9 protein-coding genes are annotated in these 13235 nt (G+C 51.5%); 1 reads left to right on the forward strand and 8 read right to left on the reverse strand.

Going from position 1 to position 13235, the window contains the following annotated elements; genetic code table 11:
- Positions 1-42: 42 nt before the first annotated feature.
- The 3 genes from Q399_RS0103700 to Q399_RS0103710 all read right to left on the reverse strand — a co-directional run bounded on the left by Q399_RS0103700 (position 43) and on the right by Q399_RS0103710 (position 7492).
- Complete coding sequence (locus Q399_RS0103700) at positions 43-3123, reverse strand: efflux RND transporter permease subunit (protein WP_031565653.1); 3081 nt, start codon at positions 3121-3123, stop codon at positions 43-45.
- A 13-nt stretch (positions 3124-3136) separates the two neighbouring features.
- Positions 3137-6358, reverse strand: a complete 3222-nt coding sequence (locus tag Q399_RS0103705; RefSeq protein WP_031565655.1) for an efflux RND transporter permease subunit — start codon at positions 6356-6358, stop codon at positions 3137-3139.
- A gap of 66 nt (positions 6359-6424) precedes the next feature.
- Positions 6425-7492 (reverse strand): efflux RND transporter periplasmic adaptor subunit, encoded by a 1068-nt coding sequence (locus Q399_RS0103710; RefSeq protein WP_031565657.1) that lies wholly within the window; start codon positions 7490-7492, stop codon positions 6425-6427.
- Between the two features lie 335 nt (positions 7493-7827).
- Between Q399_RS0103710 and Q399_RS0103715 the strand changes: the two genes are divergently transcribed.
- Complete coding sequence (locus Q399_RS0103715) at positions 7828-9291, forward strand: OmpP1/FadL family transporter (RefSeq protein WP_245612819.1); 1464 nt, start codon at positions 7828-7830, stop codon at positions 9289-9291.
- A 111-nt stretch (positions 9292-9402) separates the two neighbouring features.
- Here the strand turns inward: Q399_RS0103715 and Q399_RS0103720 are convergent, their stop codons facing one another.
- The 5 genes from Q399_RS0103720 to lgt all read right to left on the reverse strand — a co-directional run bounded on the left by Q399_RS0103720 (position 9403) and on the right by lgt (position 13216).
- Positions 9403-10362 carry a DUF4097 family beta strand repeat-containing protein gene (locus Q399_RS0103720; RefSeq protein ID WP_031565661.1) on the reverse strand — a complete coding sequence of 320 codons (960 nt, stop codon included), beginning with the start codon at positions 10360-10362 and terminating at the stop codon, positions 9403-9405.
- A gap of 10 nt (positions 10363-10372) precedes the next feature.
- The gene (locus tag Q399_RS0103725) at positions 10373-10918 is read right to left on the reverse strand and encodes a hypothetical protein (protein ID WP_031565663.1); all 546 of its coding nucleotides are present in this window, start codon (positions 10916-10918) and stop codon (positions 10373-10375) included.
- On the reverse strand, positions 10908-11420 hold the full coding sequence (locus Q399_RS0103730; RefSeq protein ID WP_031565665.1) for an RNA polymerase sigma factor: 513 nt from the start codon (positions 11418-11420) through the stop codon (positions 10908-10910). The genes Q399_RS0103725 and Q399_RS0103730 overlap by 11 nt, the downstream gene beginning before the upstream one ends.
- Before the next feature lie 165 nt (positions 11421-11585).
- Positions 11586-12419, reverse strand: a complete 834-nt coding sequence (locus Q399_RS0103735) for a thymidylate synthase (RefSeq protein ID WP_031565667.1) — start codon at positions 12417-12419, stop codon at positions 11586-11588.
- Positions 12416-13216, reverse strand: coding sequence for a prolipoprotein diacylglyceryl transferase (lgt, locus tag Q399_RS0103740; protein ID WP_031565671.1), 801 nt, complete (start codon positions 13214-13216; stop codon positions 12416-12418). Before lgt ends, Q399_RS0103735 begins: the two co-directional genes overlap by 4 nt.
- Positions 13217-13235 lie beyond the last annotated feature (19 nt).

Here is a 13235-nt window from a genome sequence, read left to right on the forward strand (position 1 = left end):
TTTTTGCTCCGGCCTTTTTGCAACCTCAGCACAGCGATTGATTTAACTGGCCGACTTCACCGGCTTTGTTAACCAACGATCGGCCCGTTGTCGCGCTTTACCGGTGAACCGGCTCCAGTTATTACCCAAGCGGATCAGGCCCCAGTAGGTCAGTGGCACCAGCAATAAACTGGTTAAAGTCGAGAATACCAGGCCACCGATAATGGCTATCGCCATCGGCGCATAGCTCGGTCCGCCGCCGCCAATAGTGGCATCGCCAAAGGCCAGTGGGATCAGACCTAACACCGTCGTCGATACTGTCATCAGAATTGGCCGCAAGCGCGCTTCACAGGCGGTGACAATCAGTGGCACTAATTCAGCGTCCGGCGTTTCCTCACGCATCTGATTAATCCGGTCGACCAAGACGATGCCGTTATTCACCACAATCCCCATCAGCACCAGCATGCCAATCATGCCCATAATACCCATGGTCGTGCCGGTGACTAAAAAGGCCCAGAACACGCCGACCATCGAGAACAGCAAAGAGCCAATCACTGCGGTCGGTAACAACAGGCTTTCAAACAGCGCCGCCATCACCAGATAGATCATCGCAACGGCCAACAACATATTAATTTGCATGATGTTTTGCGCTTCATCCTGATACTGGAAACTACCTTCGAATGACCAGCTGTAACCAGGCGGCAGTTGCAGTTGTTCCATGACTTTTTTGATCTGATCTTTGGCATCATCCATTTTCAGCTCTTTGTTCAGATTCATACCGATAGCAAGACCGGTCTGGCGGTTGAAACGGCGGATCTCACCAAGCCGGTCACTGACGGTGAGCGTTGCCACCTGCGCCAGTCGTACCACTTCAGTACCTTGTTGTTTTACCGGAATAGACTCCAGCTCCTGCTGCGAATGGCCGACTTTTTCGTCGTATAGCACACGCAGCTGCACTTCGCCCTGATCCAGCGTGCGGAAGGTGCGCAGGTTGTTGCCCCGCAGTGCCAGACTAATAGCCTGCGCCACGTTTTGTGCACTTAAACCCTGACGCTGCAATTCGTCATGTTTTAACCGGATCTGCAGTTCTTTTTGCCCGCCCTGCACCTCTGAGCGCACATCTTCAAGCCCTTTGATTTGACTGAGCACCGGTACTAAATCCTGCGACAATTGCGTCAGTTGTTCGGTCGAAGGGCCCAGCAAATGCAATTGCATACCACCACCAGAGTCGCCCCAGCCAAACTGTGGTTTGCCACGCACTAACACCGGCCAGTCTTTGCGGATAGCATCTTTCACCTGCTGCAGCGGCACCGGCAGTTTGTCGACAAACATAATGGTCGAGACAGCAAAACCTGGCGTGTAATAGCTGTACACCGAATCAATGTAGAATTTCTCTTTATTGGCATACAGATAAGACTCCATCCGGCTCACTTCCTGCTCCACTTCGGCTAAGGCGTAATTCGACTGAATGTTGTAATTCAGAAACAGACGGTTAGTATCGCCTTCGTTATCATCACCGCCGGAGATAAACTGCATCGGTATCGCGATACTAAACAGCAGCATAAAGGCGATAAAAGTTGACCAGCGCGGATGAGCCATGGTCCAGCGCAAAGTACGACCATAAAATTTATCCAGCTTCGATGGCGCGGCATGCTCCGCACCTGTGATGCTTTTAATCCGGGTCGACAGCAATGGTATCAAGGTCAGTGCCATCAGCAATGACACCGCCAGCGCAATAGTGATGGCGATTGCGACGTGCTCGAGGAATACCGTCACATCAACTTTTTGCCCGATGATATTGGGTAAAAACACAATCGCCGTTGTGGCAGTGCCGGCGATCACCGCCAGACTGACCCGATAAACCCCGCGCTCTGTGGCGCGGCGCACATCGCCATCCAGAGCGCGCTCGCGGAAAATACTCTCGACCACCACAACCGAGTTGTCGACCAGCATGCCGACTGCCAGCATCAGCCCCATCATACTCAGCACGTTCAGGCTGTAATCAAGGAAATACATCATACCAAGTGTGATACTAATCGACACCGGTACCGACAAAACCACCAGTAATGTGGTTGGCGTATGGCGTAAAAACACAAACAGCACAGCAAATGACAGCAAAGCACCGATCGCACCAGAGCTCAGCAGGTTCGATAGACTTTCGGTCACGCCTTTGGCCGTATCATCCATCACATAAATATTGATGCCGTTAAAGGCAGGGTCTTTCCCTGCCTGATCTATCACTTTCATCGCGGCACGCGACACGTCCACCAGATTGGCGTTGGATTCTTTGTATACATTCATACCAACGGCATAGCGTTGGTCTAACCTGCGCCCTTCCACGCGTTTTGGCAGTTCCAGTTTGATTTCCGCCACATCGCCCAGCTGCAGACCGCGGCCGATCGCCAGTTGCTTGATTTGGTCCAATGATTCAAACTCGCCGATAGGTTTAACCAGAATACTTTCGTCTTTGCTTCTGATCTCACCGGCGGTCATAGCAAAGTTCTGCTGACTCAGTGTTTGTAACAACACACCAGCATCCAATTGCAACGCGCGCAGCCGCTCTGGCAACAGCCGGATAGTAACCTGACGTTTATCGACGCCATACAGTTCGACTTTTGACACGCCCTGCACCCGCTCCAACGGGCGTTTTACCTGGCGTTCCAGTAAATCGTACGCCATCGATAAATCTCGTTCGCTGGAGATGCGCACCTGGAAAATAGGCATATCATTGGTATTAAACTGAAATACCAACACGCGTTCGACGTCCTTGGGTAGTAAATGCCGGATGCCATCAAGCCGCTCACGCACTTCAATACTTTTGGTATTGATGTTCTCCTCCCAGTTAAATTCCAGGCCAATTTCAGCGGAATCTTCTTTGGAAAACGAGCGCATTTTTTTGATGCCGGTGACCGTCGACAGGGCTTCTTCCACCGGTCTGGTGATCAGCCGTTCTATCTCAGCCGGCGTGGCATTTGGGTACGGCACATTGATATAAATCTCCGGGATATCAATGCCCGGGAAATTCTCCAGCGGCAACATCCGGCTGGCGAGCAAACCAAACACCAGAAAAGATAAAAACATCATGCAAAGGGTGACTGGGCGGCTTAAGGCAAACCGGGTCAGTGCTAAAGGTTTATGTTCCATCAGCCTTGCCTCCTCAAGCCGCTTTACGGGCGGTCAGGTGATAAATCACCGGGATGAAAAACAGCGTCAGCAATGTCGACAGCGACAGACCGAAGATCACCGTAATGGCCATCGGCGCACGCAGCTCAGCACCGTCGCCGCCAAACACCATCGGCAATAAGCCCAGCACTGTGGTTAAAGTGGTCATCAAAACCGGACGTAAGCGGGTCCCACCCGATTCAATCACTGCATCTGACAATGCCCAGCCTTCTTCGCGCAGCTGGTTAATCCGGTCAATCAGCACGATGGCGTTATTCACCACAATACCGGCCAGCATAATCAGCCCGATGAACACAATCACCGAAATACGGGTATCAGTCAGCCACAGACCAAGCACGGCACCCGCACCGGCCAGTGGCACTGTGAACAGAATCAGCAGTGGCTGCAGCAGGTTTTCAAACTGCGATGCCATCACCAGATAAACCAGGAATACCGCAAGCGCTAAGGCAATCATCAATGAGTTGTATGAGCGTTCCATTTCTTCACTCTGTCCGACCAGACTGCTACTGACGCCATACGGCATTTGCACACTTTGCAGTACCTGCCGGGCATTCTGCGTCGCCTGCTCTAAATCACCAAAAGCCAGGTTTGCACTAATGACCGCGACGCGTTGCTGACCGATACGGGTAATTTCACTCGGGCCAATTTCCCGGCTGATTTTGGCAACTGCTGATAATGGCAGCGGAGATGCACTGCCCGGATTGATAATGATCTGGGCCAGTTCCTGCTCTGAGTTACGATATTGCTCAGCCAGACGCACGCGGATGTCGACTTTTCGGTCCTGAATACTATATTGGCCAGCCACTTCACCACCGACGTAGTTTGCGACACGTTTGGCCACATCAGAAGCCGTCATGCCCAGTTGCGACAACCGTGCATGGTCAAAATGTAAGGTAATTTCCGGCTGGCCGCTGCGCAGGCTGGATTTGATGTCGGTAAAGCGGCTTTGCGCTTCCAGCGCGCGCACCACTTGCTCGGATGCCGCTTTGAGGTTGCCTAAGTCATGACCGGCCAGTTCAATTTCAAGCGGCGTTGAGAAGCTGAATAACTCAGGGGTATCGATTTTGGCGGTGACTTCCGGCATACCTGCCACGGCATCGCGCATCGCCTGCATCACTTGCTGCTCGTCCGCTGCAGTCGAACCGGCTTTTAACACGACATTAAGCCGGCCCCAGTGGCTACCGCCGATGCTCGGGTCAACCGTCATTTGCTGACCGGTGCCAGCCTGAGCATAAGTCCGCTCAACCTGTGCTTGCTGAGCAGCAGCGCCGGCCAGTTGCTTCAATGCTTTGTCGGTATGTTCAATCGCCGTACCCACCGGTAAATGCAGCTCGACATAAAACTCGCCCTGGCTCATGGTTGGGATCACGTCAAAGCCAAGCCGTGGAATTAGCGCGTAACAGGCCAAAGTCAGCAGCAAAGTCACGCCCATCGTCAGGGCCCGCGCCTTTAATAACGCGGTCAGGCTACGGCGATAACTACGTTCCAGTAAGCCAATAAAACGCTGTACCAGTGCCACTAATGGGCTAAACACCAGGCTGCAGATTTTGCAAATTAAACGCCAGATTAAGGTCCACAGCGTGATGACAGCGGACAGTAGCATCGCGACAGCGCGATACACGAAACGCACTGGCAGAGTCAGCCAATATTTCCAGTTTTTCTGCACAGTCACCGGTTCTGCCGCAGTCACATCAGCAGCAGCGGCACTGCCCACCCGCTCACGCGCCGCCATGGCCGGGATCAGCGTTAAGGCCACTAACAACGAAGCCAACAAAGCGTATGTGACGGTCAACGCCTGATCTTTAAACAGCTGACCGGCCACACCTTCGACAAACACCAGCGGGAAAAACACTGCGACTGTGGTTAAAGTGGAAGCAGTGATCGCCATCGACACTTCGCTGGCGCCTTTTTTCGCCGCTTCCAGCGGTGACATGCCCTGCTCGCGATAACGGGAAATATTTTCCAGCACCACAATGGCATTATCCACCAGCATACCAATGGCCAGTGCAATACCACCCAGGCTCATGATGTTCAGGCTGATATTCTGGCTGTGCATCAGGTTAAAAGTAGCAATAACTGACAGAGGAATAGAAATAGAGATAACCAGCGTGGTCCAAACGTTACGCAGGAACAGATAAATCACCAGCATCGCCAGCAGACCACCTTGCCAGGCCGAAGATTTCACTTCATTAATCGCGTCACTGATAAAAGTGGACTGGTCATACACAAGCGTCAGTTCATAACCGTTCGGCAGGTTCTTTTTCAGGTCATCAAGCCGGCTTATCAGCGTCTTTGCCACCTGCACAGTATTCGCATCGCCCTCTTTATAGATAGCAATTTCAATGGCTTCTTTGCCATTGACGTAGGTAATACTGTTGCGGTCAACAAAGGCGTCGCGCACTTCGGCGATGTCGGACAGGCGGACGTGGCTGCCGTTTACAGTAGCGATATACAGGTTACGCATTTCATCCAGCGTGGCGAACTGATTTATAGTCCTGACTAAATAATCATGCGCAGCAGTTTCCAGCCGCCCACCCGATTGGTTGATATTTTGTTCTGTGAGGCGTGCATTGACGGTTTTGATATCCAGTTTCAGCTGTGCCAGCTTTTCATTGTCGATCAGCACCTGAATTTCCTGGGTCAGACCGCCATCTGGCCGCACTGCAGCAACGCCACTCAGCGATTCCAGACGTCGGCGTAAATCTTCTTCAGCAAAAGTCCGCAGCGCCACCTGTTGCGCGCTGGTTAAGCCTTCAGGTGCATCGTTGCGGGTTAACGCCAGCCGGACTATCGGATCTAAATTCGGGTTAAAGCGCAGCAGTAATGGCTTTTTGACATCAAGTGGCAGCAACAATACATCAAGCTTTTCCCGCACTTCGAGACCTGCAAGGTCCATGTCTGTGCCCCAGTCGAATTCCATAATCACGTCGGAGCGACCGGCGCGGGATACGGATTCCACCTTACGGATGCCTTTGACGATTCCGACAGTTTCTTCAATCGGTTTACTGACCAGCTGCTCGACTTCAGCAGGCGCTGCACCTGCGTATTCAGTTCGAATGGTTAAAGTTGGATAAGACAAGTCTGGTAACAGATTGACCGCCAGACGCGACATCGCGACCAGACCAAACAACATGATCCCCAGAGTAAACATCCAAATAGTGACCGGACGGGCCACGGCAACGTTGACCAGTTTCATAAACGCGTTCCTGTTGTAATTTCTTATGGGAAGACGGGAAGCATAGCGCTTCCCGTGCGGTCTGGATTAGCTGTTGCTGGAAATCACGGTCACAGCGCTGGCATCTTTCAGGCTGGCCTGACCGGCGGTGACCACTTCGTCACCGGCACTGATACCTTCGGTGATTTCTACCATGGCGTCATTTTCGTAACCGGTTTTCACGGTTTTACGTGCGACTTTACCATCCTTGACCACAAACACTGAACTGCTGTTATCCATCGCCAGTACGGCGCGTTTTGGTACTAATAAGGCATCGGGTTTAGTGTCATATTGCAGTTCGATTTGGGCGAACATACCGGCTTTTAAAGTTAAATCGTCATTCTGCACGCCGATAGTGACGCGCGCTGTGCCTGTGGTTGCATCGACCACCGGTGAGATCCGGATGATTTTGGCTTGTAACTGTGGCATACCAGCAAAATTCAGATATGCAGTCTGGCCTACTTTGGCTCGGCTTAACTGATGCTCTGGCAGGTTAATCACCGCCTCTAAGTACTGTTGAGACACAACATGGAACAAGGATTTAGAGGAGAACTCAGTGATTAACTGGCCGACTTTGGCATAACGGCGGGCAATCACACCACTGATTGGCGCAACAATTTTGGTATCACGCAGCGCTAATTCCTGCATCCGCACTGATGCGTCCAGCGATTCGACCTGCCATTTCAGTTTGTCATATACGTCTGTGCTGACCAGTTTGCGCTGGTGCATTTTCTCAACGCGCTCTAATTCGCTTTTCAGCTGACCCAAATCAGCTTTGCCTTTAGCTAGTGCCAGTTGCTGACGTTCAGTATCAAGAGTTGCCAGAACTTGACCAGCCTGCACGTGGTCGCCTTCTTCAACTAACAGGGTTTGCACGATGCCGGTGGCTTTGCTGTTCACTTCAGCATCAGCTTTGGCTTCAAGGGTGGAGGTGGTGCGGTAGGTGCTGCTGATTTCGCCGCGGCTGACTTTGGCCGCTTCTACCGGAATGCTGACCACAACGTCCTTTTTCTCGGTATCCGGGCTGCTATTGGCAGATTCGCAGCCGCTGAGCAACAAGGTCGAGGTCAATAATACCAGCGACATTGCTTTGGAAAGTTGAGAGATATTGTTCATGTTAAATTCCTTGCCTGGTGGTCAATTTTTAAAACTGTGGTGCTGACTGGTTGTGCTAAAAGAGTGCAGCTGTCGTGCCATATGCAATAACACAAATTTTATGCTTTAAAATCATTATGATATAGATACAATCCAGTACTCAGTTGCAACAAGATGTTTCGGTACTTTAGTAAATTTCGCTATTAATTAGCTATTTAAGTCAAATCAGCTTTGCGACTAATCACATTTTTTTGCGACACCTTTCGCTATGCCTCTTGCATCAATCCCCTTATACTGCGGCGCCTTAAAACTGGTCTGTCCAGAACAATAATCCAAATACAGAGTTTGAAGTCCTGATGAAAAAAACCAGCCTCGCTTTAATCATCTCTGCAGTTTGTTACAGTCAGCTTGCGCACGCTGAAGGTTATAAACTGTTTGAACAATCCGTCAGCGCCATGGGTAACGCCTACGCCGGCCGTGGTGCCCAAATCACCGACGCGACTTTAGTGCATTCCAACCCTGCCGCTATTACTCGACTAGACGGCTCACAACTGGCGGGCGGTTTGAATCTGATCCACGCTGAGACCCGGTACAACCAGGTCAGCGCACAAAGTGCCAACGGCTCACCCGTTATTGGTCGTGCAGATGGCAAAAATAGTTTGAACGAAGCCGTGCCTTTTGTGTTTTACAGCACGGAGCTTAATGACAAGTTCAGTGTCGGCACTGGTTTTTATGTGCCATTTGGTTTGTCTTCGGACTATCAGGACGATTGGGCCGGCCGTTATTTTGCCGACGAAACCGCGATAGAAGTGTTAGCCGTCACGGCCGTCGCCGCTTACAAACTGACAGAGCAGTGGTCTGCAGGTATCGGGATCAATTTAAACCACGCTGAGGGCACACTCTCCAAATTTAAAGACCATAGCGGCCTGTGTGAACTGGGTACCGGCATCAATCAGCTGTACAAAGCCGATGTCTATAATCCGCTGCTGTGTCAAAGCCACTATTCTGTCACCGGCGATGATTTAGCTGTTGGCTATAGCCTGGGCTTGCACGGTCAGTTGACGCCAGCACTGCGTGTCGCTGTGGCGTATCACAGTGCAGTAAAGTTTAACTTGCAGGGTGATTCAGAAATCACCAACACCCCGATCACCGGGGCGCAAGTGGCCGGCAACAGCAATTTTATTGTGGTGAGCCCAACGCTGCCGGCGATTAGCAAACAAACTGGCAAGCTTGCGACAAATCCACTTGCAATTGAAGCCAGTCAGTTAGCGTTGACCACGCCGGCGAGCCTCGCACTGAGTCTGGATCATCAGCTCAATACAACCTGGTCCTGGCAAGCCAGCCTGAGCTGGACCATGTGGAGTGATTTCCGCTCTATCGACATCATCAGCACCGCCGATACGCCAAGTATTTCCCTGTCGACACAACAGCCACAAAATCTCAACAGCACCGGTTATATCGGCTTTATTCCGGAACATTGGCGCGACAGCGTTTCCGTGGCTGTGGGGCTGAGCTGGCAGCAGCAAAAAGACCGGATGTTCAAAACCGGCCTCGCTTATGATGAAAACCCGATTGAACAATCGCACCGCACAGCGCGGGTGCCAACCAACGACCGTGTTTGGTGGACTTTAGGCATGAACCAGCAGCTAAGTGCACGCTGGAGTCTGGACCTTGCAGCGGGCTGGATGTGGATGGATGCATTGAATATTCGCGAACGCGAATACAATGTGCAGGAAGTTGCTTTGTATAAATCAGGCCTCAGCGCACACTATCGCAATGACGCCTGGTTGCTGGGCGCACAGCTGAACTACCGGTTCTGACCGGCACAGAGCAGACTTATTGAAAACAAAAGACCCACTATGCAGTGGGTCTTGTTTTATCAGGCGGGCAGTGAGTGGCTTGTCACCACTGTACGCAGCTTCGAACTTTAATCAGTGTTTTTTCAGCTCAATTTCACCGGATACGGTCGAAATCTCGACATTGCCATCGCCACTGCCGGTACGGAATTCCAGGTGGCGGCGTGGTCCGTATTTAGCGCGGGTCGCTTTGTCTGCCGTCAGGCCGTTGTCGATATCACCACCGGCGCTGGCTTCTAAATCAAAACGGGCGCTGACATCCGCATCCAGCGTGACACGACTGGCACCGCTGACACTACTGGCCGAAATCCGCGGCTTTTTGCTGTTTTTGATTGCTGCCCGGATCTCGCCGTTGACACTACTGAATTCCAAACGTTCGGTACCGGTTAAATCCAGCCGCCCTTCACCGTTGACCACCTCCAGTTCGACTTCCGTTGCACGACTCTCGCTGCTGATTTCGCCGTTGACGGACTCCAGCTCCAGCGAACCGGCTGAACCTTTGTCATTGATTTGGCCATTCACAGTGGTGATTTGGATCCGGCCAGAATTATCCCGGCTGCTAATTTCACCATTAACGGTTTCCAGTGCAATATCGCCTTTGAGCTTTTCAGCATCGACTTTGCCGTTGACTGTGGTCAGCCGCGCACCGCCCTCAATGCCGCTGGCGGAGACGTTGGCATTCACGCCACTGAATTTCAGCTCGCTGCCAACAGGTACTTCGATGGTCAGATCTGAGCCTTCTTGTTTATCCGAATTCCAGCCATTGTAGAGACTCCGTGGCATTTTCACCGCAAAGCGGGTGACACCGTTTTCTGAAGTCAGCTCATAGCCTTCGGCTTTTTCGTCCAGTGTGCCTTTGACACTGAATGTATTCGCTTTTACAGCGACAATCCGTACTTCACCGCGCATGTTTTCGATTTCGATTTTCTCAGACGCCGACACGTTCCGGCTTTGATCAATAGCTTCACCAGCGGCCCAGGCCGGCGCCTGCAGCAATGCCAGCATCAGGACTGTCAGTTTAAATGGTTTGGTCATGGTCTTACTCCTAAGTCAGTTCGCTGGTTTCAACCAGTTTGGCAATGTAGCTAAGTTGTTGTTGCTGAAGTCTTTGTAATTGTTGAATAAGTTTTTGGTTGTCCGGCTGAAACGCGAGTGCCAGCTCAATTTGTGCTTGTGCTTTATTCCAGATAGCGATTTGTTGCGACCAATCGCTGAATCCATCCGGGATTTTTTGTAATGCTTTGAGCTGTCGGGTCTGTTCTTCATTCAGCTGACGACTCAGTTGCTCGCTGACCGCCAGCAAAGAAACATCGGCGTTAGCCATCGGTACTTGTGCTTCTGCCTGCTGCACTTGCGGCTCATTGCTAACGGCCACAGGCCCGTTCTGAGCAAGCTGTGGTACCTGCACCAGCTGCTGTGGCCAGAACCACAACGTCAGTACCGCTGCTGCGGCAACGCCAAGCCAGGCGCCATAACCACGCCGCTGACGCGGCTCCAGCCTTGCTGAGATGTCAGGCCACAAGTCACGTTGCGGCTCTAAAGCGGGTGCTAACTGCGAAATCATCGCATCTAATTGCTGCTCAGTTTTCATCAACCCAACTCCGTAATAATTGTCTGGCCCTATGATACTGCGCTTTGCTGCTGCCTTCGGCAATTCCCAGCAAATCGGCGATTTCGTTATGTTGATAGCCTTCCAGTGCAAACAGCACAAAAACCGCTCGGGCCTGCGCGGGCAAACGCAAAATTGCCTGTTCAAGTTGCGGCATCTCCGGCGCGTCGAAATACCCCTGCTCTTCCGGCTCTTCATCAACCACTAAACGCATCACTTTGTTTTTACGCCAGATATCAACCGCTGTGCGGCTACTGATGCTATGTAACCAGGTCGAAAAGCTGCTGTCACCGCGAAACCCCGGTAGTTGTTGCCAGGCGCGGACAAAAGCTTCCTGTGTGGCATCTTCAGCCTGGCTGCGGTCGGCCAGCAGCCGCAGGCAAATTGCATAAACTCGCCCTTTAAATTGATGATACAACTGATAAAAAGCTTGTTGATCACCTTTTTTTGCCTGATTAACCCAGGTTTCCACCTGTTGCTGCATCGGGATGCAATTTCCATCTTAAATTGTTGTTGTCAGTGTAGTCGCTTGCTGTAATGGATTGGTTTAAAGCGAAAATTGAATTTATTTAAAAACTTTTTGGTCGCAACCGCAGACAGAAAAAAAGCCGGTGAAACACCGGCTTTTTTCTATTTTGAAAAGCAGCAACTAAATCGCCACCGGCGCTTTAATATGCGGATGCGCCTGATAATTCTGCAGTTCAAAATCCTCAAAGCGGAAAGCAAAAATGTCTTTCACAGCAGGATTGAGTTTCATCTGTGGCAGCGGATACGGCGTGCGGCTCAGCTGCAACTCCACCTGCTCCAGGTGATTCAGATACAGATGCGCATCACCAAAGGTGTGAATAAAATCACCGGGCGCCAAATCACAAACCTGCGCCACCATCAGCGTTAATAAGGCATAGCTGGCGATATTAAACGGCACACCGAGAAAAATGTCGGCACTGCGCTGATACAGCTGGCATGATAATTTGCCGTCGTTGACGTAAAACTGGAACAGTGTATGACAAGGCGGCAATGCCTGCTTGCCTTGCGCGGCGTTTTCGCTCGGTGAAAAACGCGTATCTGGCAGTACTGCAGGGTTCCAGGCGCTGACAATCAGCCGGCGAGAATCCGGAGTGCGTTTAATGTCGTTGATGAGCTGGCTGATTTGGTCTATCACCTGACCATCCGCGCCTTGCCAGCTGCGCCATTGCGCACCATAGACAGGCCCTAATTCGCCATCATCCGTCGCCCAGCCATCCCAAATCGACACGCCGTTGGCTTTTAAGTAAGCGATATTGGTCTCACCCTTTAAAAACCACAGTAATTCGTGAATGATCGATTTGAGGTGACATTTCTTGGTCGTGACCAAGGGGAAGCCTTCGGCTAAGTTAAAACGCATCTGGTAGCCAAACACGCTGACAGTGCCGGTGCCTGTGCGATCGCTTTTACGATGACCGGTTTCCAGCACGTGGCGCATCAGGTCGAGATATTGCTTCATGCTTTTACTCCTTCCCGGCGGTAGCCCCAGACAATTAAACCAAGACCGGTCAGTATCATCGGCATACAAAGCCACTGGCCCATCGACATCCCGAGGCTCAGAATACCCAGATGCGCATCCGGTTCGCGGAAAAACTCTATGCCAAAGCGGAATACACCATAACCCAACAGGAACAAACCACCGACATTACCCGCTGGCGGATTGCGTTTTTTGTACCATAGCAGCAGGAAAAACAGCACTATGCCTTCAAAAAAGAATTCGTATAACTGGCTGGGATGGCGCGGTAAAGGCCCTGCACCGGGAAACAACATAGCCCAAGGCACATCCGATGTCCGGCCCCACAGTTCACCATTAATAAAATTGCCGATACGGCCAGCACCTAAACCTAACGGCAACAGGACAACCACAAAGTCGCCCAACTGCAGATAACTCTTGTTGAACTTGCGGCTGAACCACCACATCGCCGTCAATACTCCCAGCACGCCGCCATGGAACGACATGCCGCCCTCCCAGGTACGGAACAGATATAACGGGTCAGCGATAAAACCGGAGAAGTTGTAAAACAGCACGTAACCAATGCGGCCGCCTAATACCACGCCTAAAAAGCCAAAAAACATCAGGTCACTAACCTGCTCGCGGGTCCAGCCGGAATTGGGTTTATCGGCTGCGCGGTTGGCGAGCAGATTCGCCATCACAAAAGCAATCAGATACATCAGGCCGTACCAGCGAATGCTCAGCGGCCCCAGGCTAAAAATCACCGGGTCAATTTGCGGAAATACCAGATAAGATTGTGACATCAGATAACTCGTGACTATC

Origin of the sequence: Rheinheimera texasensis DSM 17496, assembly GCF_000711985.1 — a bacterium.
Taxonomy (GTDB): Bacteria; Pseudomonadota; Gammaproteobacteria; order Enterobacterales; family Alteromonadaceae; genus Pararheinheimera; species Pararheinheimera texasensis.